17 protein-coding genes and 1 pseudogene are annotated in these 16,502 nt (G+C 73.4%); 7 read left to right on the top strand and 11 right to left on the bottom strand.

The window, feature by feature from the left end:
- Nucleotides 1–65 precede the first annotated feature (65 nt).
- Both KV381_RS34630 and KV381_RS34625 read left to right on the top strand, forming a co-directional pair.
- The gene (locus KV381_RS34630) at nucleotides 66–1,457 is read left to right on the top strand and encodes an FAD-dependent oxidoreductase (protein ID WP_030632522.1); all 1,392 of its coding nucleotides are present in this window, start codon (nucleotides 66–68) and stop codon (nucleotides 1,455–1,457) included.
- 54 nt (nucleotides 1,458–1,511) lie between these two features.
- Nucleotides 1,512–2,333: pseudogene (locus KV381_RS34625) on the top strand (IS5 family transposase).
- Between the two features lie 16 nt (nucleotides 2,334–2,349).
- Here KV381_RS34625 and KV381_RS34620 read toward each other — a convergent pair.
- Entirely contained in the window at nucleotides 2,350–4,959 is a 2,610-nt protein-coding gene (locus tag KV381_RS34620) for a SpoIIE family protein phosphatase (protein WP_218787046.1), read from the bottom strand.
- Nucleotides 4,960–5,043: 84 nt separating this feature from the next.
- Entirely contained in the window at nucleotides 5,044–5,661 is a 618-nt protein-coding gene (locus tag KV381_RS34615) for a hypothetical protein (RefSeq protein ID WP_218787045.1), read from the bottom strand.
- A 256-nt stretch (nucleotides 5,662–5,917) separates the two neighbouring features.
- Here KV381_RS34615 and KV381_RS34610 point away from each other — a divergent pair, with 256 nt between their 5' ends.
- Nucleotides 5,918–7,408: a helix-turn-helix transcriptional regulator gene (locus KV381_RS34610; RefSeq protein WP_218787044.1), complete on the top strand. Its 1,491-nt coding sequence runs from the start codon at nucleotides 5,918–5,920 to the stop codon at nucleotides 7,406–7,408.
- Nucleotides 7,409–7,502: 94 nt separating this feature from the next.
- On the top strand, nucleotides 7,503–8,510 hold the full coding sequence (locus tag KV381_RS34605) for a PHP domain-containing protein (RefSeq protein ID WP_193463540.1): 1,008 nt from the start codon (nucleotides 7,503–7,505) through the stop codon (nucleotides 8,508–8,510).
- Nucleotides 8,511–8,644: 134 nt separating this feature from the next.
- Here the strand turns inward: KV381_RS34605 and KV381_RS34600 are convergent, their stop codons facing one another.
- Both KV381_RS34600 and KV381_RS34595 read right to left on the bottom strand, forming a co-directional pair.
- Complete coding sequence (locus KV381_RS34600; RefSeq protein WP_030081958.1) at nucleotides 8,645–8,836, bottom strand: DUF6381 family protein; 192 nt, start codon at nucleotides 8,834–8,836, stop codon at nucleotides 8,645–8,647.
- Nucleotides 8,837–8,942: 106 nt separating this feature from the next.
- Entirely contained in the window at nucleotides 8,943–10,148 is a 1,206-nt protein-coding gene (locus KV381_RS34595; RefSeq protein ID WP_030632532.1) for an aromatic acid exporter family protein, read from the bottom strand.
- 146 nt (nucleotides 10,149–10,294) lie between these two features.
- On the opposite strand from KV381_RS34595, the gene KV381_RS34590 reads away from it, so the two are divergent.
- Complete coding sequence (locus tag KV381_RS34590) at nucleotides 10,295–10,477, top strand: DUF6480 family protein (protein WP_006129330.1); 183 nt, start codon at nucleotides 10,295–10,297, stop codon at nucleotides 10,475–10,477.
- Nucleotides 10,474–11,145, top strand: a complete 672-nt coding sequence (locus KV381_RS34585) for an endonuclease (RefSeq protein ID WP_193463541.1) — start codon at nucleotides 10,474–10,476, stop codon at nucleotides 11,143–11,145. The genes KV381_RS34590 and KV381_RS34585 overlap by 4 nt, the downstream gene beginning before the upstream one ends.
- A gap of 137 nt (nucleotides 11,146–11,282) precedes the next feature.
- Here the strand turns inward: KV381_RS34585 and KV381_RS34580 are convergent, their stop codons facing one another.
- Nucleotides 11,283–11,462 (bottom strand): hypothetical protein, encoded by a 180-nt coding sequence (locus KV381_RS34580; protein WP_030081950.1) that lies wholly within the window; start codon nucleotides 11,460–11,462, stop codon nucleotides 11,283–11,285.
- A 75-nt stretch (nucleotides 11,463–11,537) separates the two neighbouring features.
- Entirely contained in the window at nucleotides 11,538–11,927 is a 390-nt protein-coding gene (locus KV381_RS34575; RefSeq protein WP_030081948.1) for a hypothetical protein, read from the bottom strand.
- Nucleotides 11,928–12,014: 87 nt separating this feature from the next.
- Here KV381_RS34575 and KV381_RS34570 point away from each other — a divergent pair, with 87 nt between their 5' ends.
- Nucleotides 12,015–12,380 carry a DUF779 domain-containing protein gene (locus KV381_RS34570; RefSeq protein ID WP_030632539.1) on the top strand — a complete coding sequence of 122 codons (366 nt, stop codon included), beginning with the start codon at nucleotides 12,015–12,017 and terminating at the stop codon, nucleotides 12,378–12,380.
- 16 nt (nucleotides 12,381–12,396) lie between these two features.
- Here the strand turns inward: KV381_RS34570 and KV381_RS34565 are convergent, their stop codons facing one another.
- The 5 genes from KV381_RS34565 to KV381_RS34545 all read right to left on the bottom strand — a co-directional run bounded on the left by KV381_RS34565 (nucleotide 12,397) and on the right by KV381_RS34545 (nucleotide 16,338).
- Nucleotides 12,397–13,152, bottom strand: coding sequence for a hypothetical protein (locus tag KV381_RS34565; protein ID WP_030081944.1), 756 nt, complete (start codon nucleotides 13,150–13,152; stop codon nucleotides 12,397–12,399).
- A 72-nt stretch (nucleotides 13,153–13,224) separates the two neighbouring features.
- Nucleotides 13,225–13,419 carry a hypothetical protein gene (locus tag KV381_RS34560; protein WP_030081942.1) on the bottom strand — a complete coding sequence of 65 codons (195 nt, stop codon included), beginning with the start codon at nucleotides 13,417–13,419 and terminating at the stop codon, nucleotides 13,225–13,227.
- Nucleotides 13,420–13,536: 117 nt separating this feature from the next.
- Nucleotides 13,537–14,415 carry a phosphatidylinositol-specific phospholipase C/glycerophosphodiester phosphodiesterase family protein gene (locus tag KV381_RS34555; RefSeq protein WP_030081940.1) on the bottom strand — a complete coding sequence of 293 codons (879 nt, stop codon included), beginning with the start codon at nucleotides 14,413–14,415 and terminating at the stop codon, nucleotides 13,537–13,539.
- A gap of 121 nt (nucleotides 14,416–14,536) precedes the next feature.
- Nucleotides 14,537–15,439 carry a serine hydrolase gene (locus tag KV381_RS34550; protein WP_193463542.1) on the bottom strand — a complete coding sequence of 301 codons (903 nt, stop codon included), beginning with the start codon at nucleotides 15,437–15,439 and terminating at the stop codon, nucleotides 14,537–14,539.
- A complete protein-coding gene (locus tag KV381_RS34545; RefSeq protein ID WP_256995212.1) occupies nucleotides 15,436–16,338 on the bottom strand; it encodes a LysR family transcriptional regulator in 903 nt (300 codons plus the stop codon). The genes KV381_RS34550 and KV381_RS34545 overlap by 4 nt, the downstream gene beginning before the upstream one ends.
- Between the last annotated feature and the right edge of the window lie 164 nt (nucleotides 16,339–16,502).

Raw genomic sequence — 16,502 nt, 5'->3', positions numbered from 1 at the left:
CCACCCTTACCTCCGACGTACGCTGTACCTGCCCGCGTTCGCCCGCCCCGAAGGATCACCACGCCATGACACGCCCCGTCCGCGTCGCCATTGTCGGAGCCGGCCCCGCCGGTATCTACGCTGCGGACGCGCTGCTCAAATCCGAGGTCTGCCAGGACCCGGGGGTCTCGATCGACCTCTTCGAGCGCATGCCCGCGCCCTTCGGCCTGATCCGTTACGGCGTGGCACCCGACCACCCGCGCATCAAGGGCATCGTCAAGGCCCTGCACCAGGTGCTGGACAAGCCCCAGATCCGGCTCTTCGGCAACGTCAGCTACCCGCACGACATCGGCCTGGACGACCTGCGGTCCTTCTACGACGCGGTGATCTTCTCCACCGGCGCCGAGGCCGACCGGGCGCTCGACATCCCCGGCATCCAGCTGGACGGCTCCTACGGCGCCGCCGAGTTCGTCTCCTGGTACGACGGGCACCCCGAGGTCCCGCGCACCTGGCCGCTCACCGCGGAGAAGGTCGCCGTGCTCGGCGTCGGGAACGTGGCCCTGGACGTGGCCCGTGTCCTGGCCAAGACGGCGGACGAGCTGCTGCCCACCGAGATCCCGGACAACGTGTACCAGGGCCTCAAGGAGAACAAGGCGCTGGAGGTGCATGTGTTCGGGCGGCGTGGCCCGGCGCAGGCCAAGTTCAGCCCGATGGAGCTGCGGGAGCTGGACCATTCCCCCAACATCGAGGTCATCGTCAACCCCGAGGACATCGAGTACGACGAGGGCTCCATCGCCACCCGCCGGGAGAACAAGCAGGCCAACATGGTCGCGCAGACCCTGGAGAACTGGGCGATCCGCGACGTCGGCGACCGCCCGCACAAGCTGTTCCTGCACTTCTTCGAGTCCCCGGTCGAGATCCTCGGCGAGGACGGCAAGGTCACCGCGCTGCGCACCGAGCGCACCGAGCTGGACGGCACCGGCAATGTCCGGGGCACCGGCAAGTTCACCGACTGGGACATGCAGAGCGTCTACCGCGCCGTCGGCTACTACTCCGAGGAGCTGCCCAAGCTCCCCTTCGACGTGGCCTCCGGCACCGTCCCGCACGAGGCGGGCCGGGTCATCGCCGGTGAGGAGCACATGGCCTCGGTCTACGTCACGGGCTGGATCAAGCGCGGTCCGATCGGTCTGATCGGGCACACCAAGGGCGACGCCAACGAGACGGTCGCCTGCGTCCTGGAGGACCGCGCCGCCGGCCGCCTGCCCGAGCCGGCCACGCCCGCCCCGGAGGCCGTCGAGGCCTTCCTGGAGGGCCGCGGCGTCCGCTACACGACCTGGGAGGGCTGGCACAAGCTGGACGCCCACGAGCAGGCACTGGGCGCGGCCCAGGGCCGTGAGCGGATCAAGGTCGTGGAGCGCGAGGGCATGCTGGAGGCCTCCGAGGCCTTCGTGCCGGCCGAGCGCCCGGCAGACGCCTGACAGGCCCTAGGCGGTGTCTTCAAATGATCATCGTTGGTGGATCATGGTGTCGTGATACGTCGTCATGAACTGTCTGATGCTGAGTGGGAGTTCGTCCGGCCGTTGCTGCCCGTGTCGTTGCGGGGGCGGAAGCGGCTGGATGACCGCAGGGTCCTGAACGGGATCGTGTGGAAGTTCCGGACCGGGACGGCCTGGCGGGATGTGCCCGAGCGCTACGGGCCGTGGGCCACGCTGCATACGCGTTTTCGCAGGTGGGCGGCGGACGGGACGTTCGAACGGATGCTGCGGGCCGCGCAGGCGAGGCCGACGCGGCGGGCGACATCGAGTGGCTGGTGTCGGTCGATTCCACGGTCGTCCGGGCCCACCAGCATGCTGCCGGGGCTCGAGGGGCTCTGCGACCCGGCCCTCGGCCGGTCCAGGGCGGTCTGACCAGCAAGGTGCACCTGGCCTGCGACGGCCGGGGCCGTCCGCTCGGCTTCGTCGTGACGGGCGGCAACACCAACGACTGCACCCAGTTCACCGCCGTGATGGACGCGATCAGGGTGCCCCGGATCGGCCCCGGCCGTCCCCGCGTCCGGCCCGATCACGTCCTGGGCGACAAGGGCTACAGCTCAAGGCGATCCGCACCTGGCTCCGCCGCCGCGGCATCCCCACACGATTCCCGAGCGGGCCGACCAGATCGGCAACCGGGCCCGGCGGGGCAGCCGCGGTGGCCGCCCGCCGGCCTTCGACCGCGAGGCCTACAAGCACCGCAACGTCGTGGAGCGGTGCTTCAACCGTCTGAAGCAATGGCGCGGCATCGCCACACGCTACGACAAGACCGTCCAGTCCTACGAAGCAGCCGTCACCCTCGCCTCACTCCTGATGTGGGCGTGACATTTGACGACAGAACCTAGGGGGCCGGGTCCGGGGCTGCGGAGTGCCCCGGACCCGGACCCCGGAACGTGCGCCACAGGTCCGGTCCGAAGGTCCGCGCCGGCGGGGGTCGCCGTACCGCCGGAGCCTCGGCCCACCGGGCGGCGAGCAGGATCGCGATGTCGTCGGGGCGATCGACGGCTGCCCTGGCCTCGCCGATGACCTGGTCGGCCGTCTCGGACAGCGGGACCGCGCCGATGCGTTCGACGGTGGCGCGCAGCCGCTCGATGCCCTCGTCGATGTCCGTGCCGGGGCGCTCGATCAGCCCGTCCGTGAAGAGGGCGAGCATCGCTCCCGGGTCGAGCCGCATCTCCGTGACCGGGTAGGTCGCGTTCCCGTCGACCCCGAGCACGATGCCGCCGGGCAGGTCCAGTACCTCCGTCCGGCCGTCGGGCCGCCGCAGCACGGGCTGCGGATGCCCCGCCCGTACGGCGCGGGCCACACCGGTCGCCGGGTCGAGGGCGATGTAGCAGCAGCTGGCGAACTGCCCCGGGTCCAGGTCGATGAGCAGCCGGTTGGTGCCGCTCATCACTTCCTGCGGATCGTGGTTGCTCAGCGCGAACGCCCTTACCGCGCTGCGCAGTTGCCCCATCGTCGCGGCGGCGGAGACACCGTGGCCCTGTACGTCGCCGATGATCAGGGCCAGTTCGTTGCCGGTCTCGATGACGTCGTACCAGTCGCCGCCCACGTCCATGCCCTGGGTGCCGGAGAGATAGCGGCCCAGGGTGTCGACGCCGTCGACCTCCGGCAGCCGGTGCGGCAGAAGGGCGTCCTGGAGTCCGCGGGCGAGCGCCGCCTCGCTGTCGTAGCGCTGGGCCCGTTGCAGGGCCTGGGCGATGAGACCGGCCAGGGCCGTCAGGACCGTACGCTCCTCCGGGCTGAAGCCGCGCGGCCGGTCGAAGCCGAGGATGCAGGAACCGACGGGCCGCCCCGAGGCGATCAGGGGCAGGAACGCCCGCGCCCCGACGTCCGCGTCGATGGGGATGCCCGGATAGGCCTCGGCCAGGCGCTGCATGGACTCGAAGAAGATCGGACGGCCCGTGGTCAGGGTCTCCACACCGGGAATGCTGACGTCGAGCCCGACCCCGTCGAAGCGGTCGAGGAACCCCTTCGGGAACCCCGTCTCCCAGGCCAGATGGAGATGACGTTCGTTCAGCAGGTAGATGGCGAGCTGTCGGCCGCCGAACGCGGGCAGCAGCTCCTCGGTGACCACCGCGGAGACCTGCCGGGCCGTGACCGCCTCGGTCAGCGCGATGGCGAGGGCCACCGGGCGGTACAGCGCGGAGGAACGGTCCGCGGTCGAGCCGATGCCCAGCCCCGGCGCGGTCACGGAGCCGGGGGTGTAGGCCGGCTGGTCCGTCGCCTGGAGGACGACGCTCACCCCGTCGTGGCCCGGGTACAGGGACACCGACAGCCAGCGCGAGGGCGGGCGCTGGGCGAGGAAGTGGACGGGCTCGTCGGCGATCAGAGCGGCCCGGTAGTGGTCCTCGTAGGCCTCGTGCCCGAACCACGGCAGGGCCCGCCACACCACATGGCCGATCAGCTCCGCCCGGGAGTGTCCGAGCAGTTCCTCGGCGAGACCGTTGGCGTACGTGATCCGCCCCAGCCGGTCCAGGGAGAGGATGCCCCGGGGCAGCCGGTCGGCGGCCTCCGGCACGACGGGGCCCGCGCCCAGGTCGACCAGGAAACCGGTCAGATGGCTGGAGGACGCGTCGCCGTGCGGGTGGGTCCAGCGGCCGGACAGCTCCAGCAGATGGGACCGGCCGTCGGGGCCGCGCAGCCGCATCCGGCGGACGACCGGTTCGGCCGACTCGACCGTCTGCCGGGCCAGGGCCCACAGCCCGTAGACGTCCTCCGGGACCAGCTGTTCGGCGAGCGCGTCGACGGTGCCCGGGAAGGCGTCGGGCGCGAAGCCGAGGATCCCGCACAGGTCGTCGTCGGCGGTGACCCGCCCGGAGTGCAGGTCCCAGTCGAAGCGGCCGGCCCGCACCGGGGGCGCGGTCGCGGCGGGCAGTTGCACGGGGACCGGTTCCGTGTCCCATACGCAGCCGATGCCCCGCCGCTCCAGATCGGTGAGCGCGTCCCCGAGCCGGTGGCCGAGGCGGTGCAGCCGGTCGCCGTCGGCGGGCGCGACGGACTTGCCGGGGGTGGAGGCGCGCAGGACGGCCAGCACGCCCAGGCTTCCCCGGGGCCCGGTGATCGGCACCCACAGCGAACCGAACGGGAACGGCAGCCCGGCCATCAGCTGCGGGAACCGGCGCATCGCCTCCTCCGCGTCGCCGAGCAGCACGGGCCGCCCGGAGCGATAGGCCTCGGACACCGGGAACGGGCGGTTCACGTGCATCCGCCACCAGGGGCGGAAGAGCGGGCCCGGCAGTCCGGCGAGCACCGCGAGCCGCAGCAGCCCGGGGGTCCCGCTGCGCAGGTAGACGCCGCCCGCGTAGCCGCCGCTCGACTCGACGGCGCTGACGAGGGCCTGCGCGAGGACGAGCGACAGCTCGTCGGGCGCTCGGTCACCGTCGTATCCCCCGGCCGCGGTCCCGTTTCCGGTGGGCGGGGGATGCCGGGGCGTCTCGTGCCGGGTCACACAGCCAGCATGCTCCCGATCCGGGGTACCCCGCACCTCCGGCGACCGGCCACTCCCCTGTGGCGGCCGGTCGCGGAGGCGGGATCAGTACAGCTTGGCGACGGCGGTGCGGGTCGTCTTCTTGAACCCCTCCAGCGGTGCGCCGTCCAGCTCGCCCAGCTGCCCCCATTCGACGACGGTCACCGTGCGGCCGTCGCGTCCCACGGAGTAGAGCCCGATGTCGGTGAAGCCGACCTCCGGGTAGGACGTGTCGATGCTGTAGACGTGCGCGCCCTCCTCGACCTTGATCCGGCCCTGGTAGAGCGCCTCCCCCTCCAGGCCGGGGTTCTGCTCCTTCAGCCGGTCGAGGCAGGTCTCCAGGGCGCTGCGCAGCTCGGCGGCGAGCGTCTTGGCCCGGGCGGTGGTGGCGGCGACCGTGATGGTCTGGCGGGCGTTGGTGTCCAGCTCGGTGCGGAAGTCCCGGTGGCGGGTGCCGGCCGCCGGGGCGATTCCGGCCGTGCACACCGACCCCTCCTCGGGCAGCCCCTGGCGTACCGGGTCGGCCGTCCAGGGGGTGTGGGAGGCGGGCAGCTGGCCGGCGCCGAGGAACTTCGGCAGCGCGGGAGCGGGGGCCGGGGCCGCGGCGGCGGGCAGCTGGGCCAGAGCGGTGACGGCCAGGCTCGCGGCAGCGGCGGCCACGAGTGCGGTACGGAGGGTGCGCATGGTCGGGTTCCCCGTTTCGGGTGGTGCGGTCGGGTGGTTCGTACGGCCCCGTACGGCGTCGTTCCGCTTCGTACGGGGCCCGGTGAGGAGCCGTACGGCGGTGGTACGGGAACGGGCTCCAGCCTGGGCCGCCGCCCGGGATCCGGACAAGCACGACACGGCTTCCCGCCGGGCTGGAACCGTCCCACCCCCGGTGACGTGGGTGTTCTCGAAGGGCTGGAACGCCTGGGACGGCGGGCGGGGGAGGTCGAGCGGGATGGATGACGCCGAGGGGGCCGCGCGGGCGGCGTTGGCGGAGCGGCTGAACGCGCTGCGGGAGGGTTCGGGCCGGACGTACGCGTCGCTGGCCCGCCGCATCGGGGTCAGCGGCTCGACGCTGCACCGGTACTGCACGGGGCGGACGGTGCCCGCGGAGTTCGCGCCCGTGGAGCGGCTGGCCCGCTGGTGCGGCGCGCCGGCCGAGGACCGGGAGGCGCTGCACCGGCTGTGGCTCCTGGCGAACGGAGAACGCCTCGACCGGCAGGAGGCTGCGGGGGTGCCGGCGGGGGCGGAGCCGACCGGCGGGGCCGTGTCCGGGGCTTCCGGGCCGTCCGGCGAGGCAGAGCCGTCCGAGGCTTCCGAGTCGTCCGCCGCAACCGCATCCGGGGCGGAGCCGTCCGGGGCACCCGAACCGGCCTCGGCTACCGGTCCGTCCGGGGCACCCGGCCTGTCCCCCGTCTCCGGGGAGGCTTCCGCGAAGGTGAGCGGGCCGGTCGTCCGGTGGCCGGGGCTCCGGTCGCGGCGGGTGCGTCGGTACGGGCAGGGCGTCGGTGTCCTCGCCGCCGCGGTCCTCGTCCTCGCCCTGGTCGCGGCCTTCGGCGGTACCGGGCTCCCGGGGCAGGACCGGAGGCCGTCGGTGGCCCAGCATCCGGGCGGGCCCCCGGCGGACACTCCGGCGCCCTCTCCGTCCGGCTCCCGTACGCCCGGAAAGCCGCGGGCCACACCGAGCGTGACACCGGGCGGAACGCCGTCCAACAGCCCCCGGCCCAGCGTGCCGCCCGGTATCGGGCCGCGTAACGAGGCGCTCCCCGGACCGTCCGCTGCCTCGCCGGGTCCGGGCGCCGGGCGGGTGCCGTTCACCTGGACCGGTGAGGACCACGTCTGGAAGAACGGCTGCGACCACGCCTACCTCCTCGACCGTGCGCCCGCCGCCGTACCGCCGCCCCCGGTGCAGGCCGACGCGGCGTCCTGGGCGGGGGCGCTCGGCGCGGTGCACGCGGGTGAGACCGGAGTCCGGATCACCCTGCAGGGCCGGGACGAGCGGACCGTGGTGCTCGAATCCCTGCGGATCCGGGTCGTGGAGCGCCGCGCGGTGGCGAAGGGCCGGGTCTACCGGATGAGTTCCGGCTGCGGCGGGTCCCTCACCCCGAGGATGTTCGACGTGGATCTCGACGTGCCCCGCCCCGTCGCCCGCTCGGTCGCGGGCAACGACTCGGGCGAGCCCATCGAGGCGGTCGCCTTCCCGTACAGCGTCTCGGCCACCGACCCCGAGGTCTTCCTGATCACCGGACGTACGGTCGGCTGCGACTGCGCCTGGGTCGCGGAGCTGACCTGGAGCAGCGGCGGCCGGTCCGGCACGGTGCGCATCGACGACGACGGGCGGCCGTTCCGTACGAGCGGGGTGCGGGGGCGGCCCGTCCTGGACTACGACACGGCGACCGGCCGCTGGGTGTCGGCGGAGGTCGCCGAGGAGGAGGACGCCTCCTGAAAGGCGTACGGGGGCGGTTGCGCCCATGCTGGTGGGACGGGCGGCGCGCCCGGCGGACCGGAGCCGGCCACGGACGCCCCCGGTGGAGGTGCCGATGGATCCCGTCACCGCCCTGCGGCGGATCGCCTTCCTGCTGGAACGTTCGCAGGCCGCCACCTATCGGGTGAAGGCCTTCCGTACGGCCGCCGCCGCCGTGGACGCGATGGCCCCGGGCGAGGCGGCCGAGCGAGTGGCCGCGAAGACCCTGGAGCGAGTCGCCGGGATCGGGCCCCGCACGGCCGAGGTGATCCGCGAGGCGCTGGCCGGGCGGACGCCCGGATATCTGGACCGGCTGGAGAAGGAAGCCGCGGCGCGGCCTCCCGTCGAGGGCGGCCAGGAGCTCTACGAGCTGCTGACGGGCGACTGCCATCTGCACTCGGACTGGTCGGACGGGGGCAGCCCGATCGAGGAGATGGGCCGGACCGCCGCGGAGCTGGGGCACGCGTGGGCCGTCCTCACCGACCACTCGCCCCGGCTGACCGTGGCCCGCGGCCTGTCGCCGGAACGGCTGCGGGAACAGCTCGCGGTGGTGGCCCGGCTCAACGCGGAGTGGGCGCCGTTCCGGCTGCTGACCGGGATCGAGTGCGACATCCTGCCGGACGGTTCGCTCGACCAGGAGGACGAGCTGCTGGCCCGCCTCGACGTCGTGGTGGTCTCCGTCCACTCCAAGCTGCGGATGGACCCGGCGCCGATGACCCGGCGGCTGGAGGCGGCGGTGCGCCATCCACGGGCGAACGTGCTCGGCCACTGCACGGGCCGGCTGCTGGCCGGGCGGGGCAGGCCGGAGTCACGGTTCGACGCGGACCGGGTATTCGCGGCCTGCGCCGAAGCGGGCACGGCGGTGGAGATCAACTGCCGTCCGGAGCGGCAGGACCCGCCCCTGCGGCTGCTGCGTACGGCCGTGGCGGCGGGGACGCTCTTCGCGATCGACACGGACGCGCACGCCCCGGGGCAGCTGGACTGGCAGCGGTCGGGGTGCGCCCGCGCCGAGGAGTGCGGGGTGCCGGCGGACCGGGTGGTGACGACCTGGAGCGCGGAACGGCTCCTGGAGTGGACCGCCTGACGCGCGGCCCGTGAGCCGAGGCACCGCACACGCCCGCCCGTCCGGAGGTTCCGCGTTCCTCCGAAAACGGGCGGGCGGGGCAGACCGACGGGCAGGGAGCAGGCGAGCAGTCGGCCGGGGGGCCTTCGGCGGGGCTACTTCTCGGGGTAGATGTCCCCGGCCGCCATGGCGCTCTGCTGCTCGCTCCGGTCCCGGATCGTGCGGGACTTCTTCTCCAGCCGCTCCCGCTCGTGCGGATCGCTCGCGCGCTCCGCGGCCTCGGCGAGCTGCTGGGCCTTCTCACGCATCTGCCGAGCCAGGTCGGCGGGTTCGTCCGAACCGCTCATCACCACATCACTCCTTGGTCGCTGGAGACCTCCAGGGCGTGTCCCCAGCGAACCAGCGACCGGCCGCCCGCGCATCCCCGCGCGGGCGGCATCCCCGCACGGGCGGTCAGTCCGGCTGTCGGCCGAGCCGCCGCTGGAGCGCCCGCAGCCGGGGGTGGCGCGCGTGCGCCTCGCCCGAGCGGCGGTCCAGCTCCTCACCGAGGCGCTTGGTGCGCTCCTCGATGTCGAGTTCGGCCAGCACCCGGTCGATCTCGGCGAGGAGCGCACCGTGCAGCTGCCACTGACGCGGGTGCTCCTGGACGTCCTCCAGCAGCAGGTCGGCCACCTGGTCGCGGGTGGCGCGGCTGCGGGCGAGCGCGTCGGCGAGCCGTTCCTCCGCCGCCTCCGCGTCGGCGGCCAGCTGGGTCGTGACCAGGACGGCGAAGCTCTCGATCGCCTCGGCGAGCCGGCCGAAGAGCTCCCGGAGCAGTTCCGTCACATCGGCCGGGAACAGCGACTCCTCGGTGCGGGCCTTCGCCAGGTCGGTGAGGGTGCGGGACAGGACGCGCAGGACGACGGCGCAGATCTCCAGCGTGTCGAGTCCGGTGCGCAGGACGACCCGGTGGAGCAGCCCTTGTCTCACCCTGGGGTTGAGGGTGAGACTTTCCTCGGCCTGTCGCAGCGAGGCGTCGACCTCCACGATGTCGTGGTCGAGCCTGCGGGCCTCGTGGAGCCGCGCGGCGGCCCGGGACACGGGGTGGTTGCCCACCACCTCCTCGCCCATGCTGCGCAGCATGGTGCCCATCCGGGCGGCCAGCGACTCGATGGAGGAGCCGGCCGAGCCGACCCAGACGGGCGGGGCCAGCAGCAGGTTGAACAGGAGCCCCACGACGGCGCCGATCAGCGTCTCCCACACCCGGTCCCAGGCGGTGTCGGCGACCTGCGAGACGCCGAGGACCAGCATCGCGCTGATCGCCACCTCGGGCACGAACTCGTTGACCCGCACCAGCCGCCCGATCAGCAGCGAGGTGAAGATCGTGAGGCCGAGGCTCCACCAGCTCAGGCCCACCAGCGAACTGAAGCCGATGGCGATGAGGACGCCGACGATGACCGAGTTCACCCTGCGGATGCCGGTGGTGAGGGTCGCGTAGAGCGTCACCTGGACGACCAGCAGCGCGGTGAGAGGTGCGGTCAGCGGGGCCGGTTCGGGCAGGAACCAGACGGCCACGGAGTAGGCGATGACGGCGGCCGCCGTCGAGCGCAGCGTCTGCACCCCGGCGGGTTCGGTGGTGCGCTGCACGAGTTTGACGACGGGGGCGGAGACTCGGGGCATGCCCTGACGGTGCCCCGAATCGCCTCGCCGCAGCGCTCGCCCGGCCCGGGCTCCGCCGTACGGCCCTGTCGGTCCGCCCCGCCGCGGCGGCCGGGGCCGTGCCGGGACGGCGTGCGCGGGGGCACGGACGGAGAGACCCTGGAGGCATGGCTGTTCTGCTGAACCCCCCAGGAGAGACACCGCCGGCCGAAGGCTCCATCAGCGAGGCGCACGAGGAACGCGCGGACGGAGGGCTGTGGGAGCACCCTGGCGTCTGGACCGCCCTGATCGTGATCGGTGCGCTCGTGGTCGCCGGATTCTTCCTCGCCCGGATCTTCGGTTACGGATGAGCCGCGAGGTCTCCGCTTCGGCGCGCCGGATCACCGACGCGCTGCTGGAGGGGTACGGGCGGACGTACGCGGCGGAAGCGGGTGTCCGGCTGCGCGACACCCCTCAGCCGCTCTACCAGCTGCTGGTGCTGAGCGACCTGCTGAGCGCCCGGATCCGTGCCTCGGTCGCCGTGGCCGCCGCGCGGGCGCTGTTCGCTCACGGGATGCGCACTCCGCGCCGGATGGCGGACGCGACCTGGCAGCAGCGTGTGGACGCGCTGGGAGAGGGCGGCTACCGCCGCTACGACGAGCGGACCTCGACCCAGCTCGGCGAGGGCGCGGAGCTTGTCCTCGACGTCTGGAAGGGTGACCTGCGGCGGCTGCGCGCGGAGGCGGACGGCGACGGCGAGGCGTTGCGGGCGGGGCTGCGGCGGGTCCCGGGCATCGGTCCGGCCGGGGCCGACATCTTCGTACGCGAGGTACAGGATCTCTGGCCGGAGTTCGGGCCCTGGTTCGGCGCGAAGGGTGTTCGGGGAGCGGAGCGGCTCGGTCTGCCCGCCTCCGCCGGGAGGCTGGCCGGGGTGGCGCGCGGCCGGGACCGGGCGGCGTTCGCCGCGGCGCTGGTCAGGGCGGCCCTGGACCCGGGGATCGCCGGGACGGTCCGGGAGACCGCCCGGGCGCGGAAATGAGCCCCGTACCTCGTACGCGACGGTGGCCGGCAGGGCCCGCCACCCGAAAGCGGCCCGCCGGAGCCGCGAGCTTCCGGGGCGGCCGGACCCGCGAAAGCGCCCGTGCCGTACGGGACGGCACGGGCGCCTCGCTTCTCTCAGCGGTGGGAGGCTGCCCGCGACGCTCGCGCCAGGGCCTCCTCGCGGCGGGCCTCGGCCTGTTCCTTCCTGCCCTCGGCCTTCATCCGCTCGTTCTCGAGGGCGATGCCGTCCGATTCCTTGATCATGCCTTTGAGCCTCCGCGCCTTGGCACGGGCTATCTCGGTGCTCTTTCCCACAGCTGCCTCCATGCCGCGAGGGAGATTCGCGCTTCTCCCTCCACTATGCATACCCGCGCGGCGGAACGCAGGCGGCTACAGCAGCGGATCCTCGTCCTCGTCCGGTCCGCCGCCCTCGACCCGCAGCGCGAGGTCCTGGAGGACGTCGGCCGACGACACATCGGTCTGCCCGGAGTCGTGGACCTGGGCCAGCATCGTGAACGCGAGGGTGAACGCGCTCACGAGCTGTTCGACCGCACCGCCGACCTCACGTCCGACGACGGTGACCACCTCCTCGACGGAGAAGTCGTCGGGGATGGCGATGTGGGGCATCGTCTCGTTCAGCAGGGCGGTGACGGCGCCCGCTCCCGCGTCCAGATCTTCCCGTTCGAGGTCCGCCTCCAGCAGACGCTGCATTTCGCGCGCCTCTGTGAGGATGCCGATCACGCGCTTCACGACTTCCCGTTGCTCCATGGGCGCGAGCATAGGGCGTGCAACCCGGTCGCAACGTCCGGTCGAGTTGACTTGCGTCCGGTTGTCGCAGCGTCGCCTCGGCCGAGAAGGGGCAGGTCCATGGAGTGTGACCCGAAATCTCCCGCCGTCGAGCTGACTCCCGCCGCGGCCGGTCTGCTGCGGCGGCTGCGGGCGGACCACGGTCCGTTGATGTTCCATCAGTCGGGCGGCTGCTGCGACGGCAGCGCGCCGATGTGCTATCCGGCCGGTGAGTTCCGCACCGGGAACGCCGATGTGCTGCTCGCGTCGCTCGCCGTCGAGGGGGTGCCCGAGGCCGTGCCGTTCTGGATGTCGCGGAGCCAGCACGAGGTGTGGGCCCACACCCGGCTGATCGTGGACGTGGTGGAGGGCCGTGGCAGCGGGTTCTCGCTGGAGGCCCCGGAAGGGGTGCGCTTCCTCATCCGCTCGCGGGTGGTGGACGGATGAGGAGGCGCGCGGATCGTCAGGTGGTGTCGTATCCGCGCGGCGGGGGCTTACGGTGCGAGCGGTTCTCCAGCATCGCCCGGCGGATCCGGGCCGCCGCGGCCTGAGCGTGCTCCGGGGTCGCGGTGTGGTCGGCGACCGAGGTGACGAAGCGGTGCAGCGGCTGCCGGCAGCGGGTGCACGGGGTGTCGGTGGTGACGCGGTGGCCGTCCTCGCACTGCGGGTCGGAGCAGGAGCCGGGCATCAGCAACTGCTCGGCGATCTCCTGGGCGCTCCAGCGGCGGCGGCCGTCCTCGTCCTTCTCGTTGAGGGCGTGGGCCCAGCGCAGATTCCAGCGGCGTTCGATGCGCTCGCGGAGGAGGCCCGCGCTCCGGTTGGCCAGCTCCTGATGGATCAGGTCGTGGACGGTGCTCGGCACCCGGCCTCCGAGCGCCTGGAGGAGCTGCTGCGGCAACGCCTGGAGGACGTAACCGCGCGGATTGCTCTTGGCGCTCTCGCGCCAGCGGTCGCAGGCACAGGTTCCGTCGGGCCGCTTCGGGGCGTGGCAGCGGCCGCACAGGCCGCGGCACTCGGCGCACAGCCCGCCGTCGAGCCCGTCCAGATGGGGTGCGGGCGCCCGGCCGCAGGACTGGCAGCAGGCCGCGCACGGCCCGCAGAGCCGTTCGTTGCCCGCCTTCGTCGTCCAGGTACGCATCTGGCACCGGCAGCAGAGACCGGTGTTGCAGTACTCGTGGTGGGCGGCGCCCGAGTGCCGTCCGGGGGGCGGGAAAGACATCTGCCCATTGTGCGGGATCGCGGGGCGCCGCGCGGACAGCGGGACGGCCCGGTCAGGCGTCGGGGGCGGACGTCAGGGGTGCAGGCTGCTGACCAGGTTGGCGGTGGCGCCGATTCCGTCGTGGATGGTCGGCGCCATGCTCGTACTGGCCATGAGGAACCCCAGCAGGGCGCAGACCAGCGCGTGCGAGACCTTCAGGCCTCCGTTGCGCAGGAAGATCACAGCCAGGATCGTCAGAAGCAGTACCAGTGAGATCGAAATGGCCATGGCCAACCTCCTCCGCCGCGCCGGATTTGCGGCTTTCGGCCGCCAGTGTGGCGCAGCGGAGAGGCTGTTCGGCGCACTGGCGTGTCCGCCGAACGGGTACTTCCGGGCCGATGGGCGTTACGGGGTCGGAGCGCCGTTCCCACGGGCTCGGAGGAAGCGTTCGAGTCCGGCCAGATCGTCGGTGTTGAGGTGGTCGACCCCGGCGGCGAGCAGTTCGGACCAGACGGCCTCGCGTGCGGGGCCCGGCAGGTCGGGCGTGGCCCAGAAGCGGATGCGACGGCCCTCGCGGTGGGCGGCGGTGACGAGGGCGTGCAGCCGGTCGCGCTCGGCCCGGGGGAAGGGGCCCGCGCCGAGCCAGCCGAAGCTCTGGGTCCAGTTGGCGCTGACGAGCGGGGCGAAGGCGGCGGGGGCCGCGGTGCCGAGGTCGTCGAGGCGGCCGTCGTAGAACGCGTACCGGGTGAGCTGCGCCTCCATGGGGGCGCGGGCGGCGCGGTCGCCGGAGATCACCGGGGTGACCGCGCCGGGGTGGACGCGGCCGTGGCGGTAGCGGGTGAGGATGCGGTGGTGGCGGCGCAGTTGCCGGTCCAGCTCGGCGTAGGCGGCGACGCCGTCGGCCTTGATGTCGATGAGGAGCTGCAGCGGGGTGCGGTGGTGCGGATGGACGCTGCCGTGGCCGGCCCGGACCAGGGCGGCCAGCGGGTCCAGATAGAGCGAGGCGAGGGTGCGGGTGGGGTCGAGTCCGGCGGGCTCGTGGGCGACGAGCAGTTCGCCGTCGACGAGGAAGACGTCCGCCTCGACGCTGGTGAAGCCGTGCGCGAGCGCGTCGTGCAGCGGCCGGGGGTGCAGGTAGTCGTTGTGCGCGTGGGCCTGGCGTAACGGACGCGGGCCGCGCGGGCGGGCCGGTGCGGCGGCCGCCGTCGCGGTGGGGACGGCGACGCCCGCGGCAGCGGTGGCGAGGGCGACGGTGAGCGCGCGGCGACGGGTGAGGTGGGCCATCGGGACTCCCTGAGCGGGGGACGGGGTCGCGACGAGTATGGGGGCGCGCCCGGCGCATCCGTCAGGTACCTGACAGCTGTTCGGCGATGTTTCACGCCGTGGCCACCTCGGGGGAGGATTTCTACAGCTGTCTGAGATGGTCGCGCAGCCGCCGGGCGGCTTCGGCCATCAGCGCGTCGACGCCCGGCTGTGCGCCGGCCGGGACCGACGACTCGGTCAGGACGGCGATGGCGAAGCGCTGTCCGTCGGCGTGCTCCACGACGCCGATCTCATGTCTGAGGTTCAGCAGCGTGCCCGTCTTGGAGGACCATCTGCTCGCGTCGGAACTGAAGTCCGGGGTCAGTCGATGGCGCAGCACGTTGTGGGCCAGGAGATCGCGGAGCCGTGCGGCCACTTCCGGATGGATCTTCGACGGGGTCCACACGGCCTGGAGGAAGTCGACGAAGGAGCGTGCGCTGCCGGTGTTGGCGCGGGTCGTGTCGAGTTGGGGCACCCGGTGGCCGCGGCCGCTGGTGCCCGCGTCGATGGCCAGCGCGTGGGCGAGGTGCGCCTGGTCGGCGTCGAGACGCTCCATGGGCGTGTCGAACAGTTCTTCCGTACGGTGCCGGACCGTGATCCCGCGCAGGTCGGACTCCCGGAGGAGGTCGGCGACCCGGGCGGGCGGAGTGAGGTCGAACAGCGCGTCGGCGGCCGTGCCGTCGCTCAGGCAGGTGCTGAGGTAGAGCAGGTCGTCGATGGCGATCCGGGCGGGGTGCCGGAAGCGGCTGAGGCCGGTCGGGCCCGGTGTGGTGACACGGCCGGGCGCCACGTCCAGCGAGGTCGCGCCGTCCAGCTCACCGCGCCGGATGCGTTCGAGCGTGGCGAGCGCGAGCGGAACCTTCACCAGGGAGGCCGACGGCAGGTCCGTGTCCGGCTCGATGCCCAGCTCCTCCCCCGTGTCCAGGTCCCGCACCAGCAGACACGCGCGCAGGCCGCCTTCGGACAGCCGGGCGCGCACGCCCCGCAGCAGAGCCTCGGTGTTCATGCCGCCTTCCCTCCCCCGGCGGCCGCCGGATCGTCCGCGCCCAGGCAGCGGGCGATGGCCTCGCCCAGCCGCGCTTCCATGGGCAGGGGGTTGCCGTCCGCCACGACCGCGAGGGCGTAGCCCCGGCGCAGCGTCATCTCGCCGATGAGATGCCAGGCCAGGGCGAGTTCCGCCGCCTGTGCGCGGGAGCACAGCAACAGATCGTCGGAGCAGAGGACTTCGGCCGCCGCGGCCGTCACGTCCGGTGCGGCGAGCACCTGCGCGGGCCGCAGCCCCACCGCGTCCCGCAGCCGCGTCAGCGGATCGCGGATGTGCGGTACGTCGTCCTCCGGCTGGATCCAGACCCGGCGCGCCGGGCCCTGTGCGGCCCGCCCGAGCCGCAGCGTCTCGACGTAGATCCGCCGTACCCCGCCATCCCGCGCCCCGGCCAGCCCCAGCGGCACCGACCAGGGCGCCCCTTCGGCGGGTACGGCGAGCAGACCGGCGCGCACCTGCTGGGCCTGGACGAGTTCCCTGCGCCGCGCCGGCCCGGCGGTCCTCAGGTCGAGCCGGACCCCGTGCCCCCGCGCGTCGGCGACCAGGCGGGCCAGGGCGGACGCGGAGCAGACGGCGGGGACGGCCAGTCGCCAGGGCTTGTGCTTGACGGCTTCGGCCTCCTCCAGCAGCACGTCGGCGGCCTGGACGAGCTGTCCGGCGGCGGCCAGCATGTCGCGCCCGAAGGGGGTGAGCACCGCCCGCCGCGAGGTGCGCTCGAACAGCTGCTCGCCGAAGCGTTCCTCCAGCGCCGCCACCCGACGGCTCGCCACCGACTGGGACATCCCCGCGGCGGCGGCCCCGTCGGTGAAGCCGCCGTACTCGCTGACACTGACGAACGCCCGACATGCTCCGACCAGATCCACGCCCCCGAGCCTATGCGGTTTCGGCATGGAAACGCGCATGAGCGTATTGGACCGCATGACCGGCGGGGACGAAGGTGGCTTCGGCAGGCATGATCACGTACCGGTACGGGGCCGTGCGGCCCCGTACCCGATGCGCTCCGGTCGCGAGCGCCAGGAGGTTTCGC

The sequence above is a fragment of the Streptomyces sp. WY228 genome (genome assembly GCF_019287315.1).
Classification (GTDB): Bacteria; Actinomycetota; Actinomycetes; order Streptomycetales; family Streptomycetaceae; genus Streptomyces; species Streptomyces caviscabies.
This window is presented reverse-complemented; position numbering and strand designations above follow the sequence as displayed.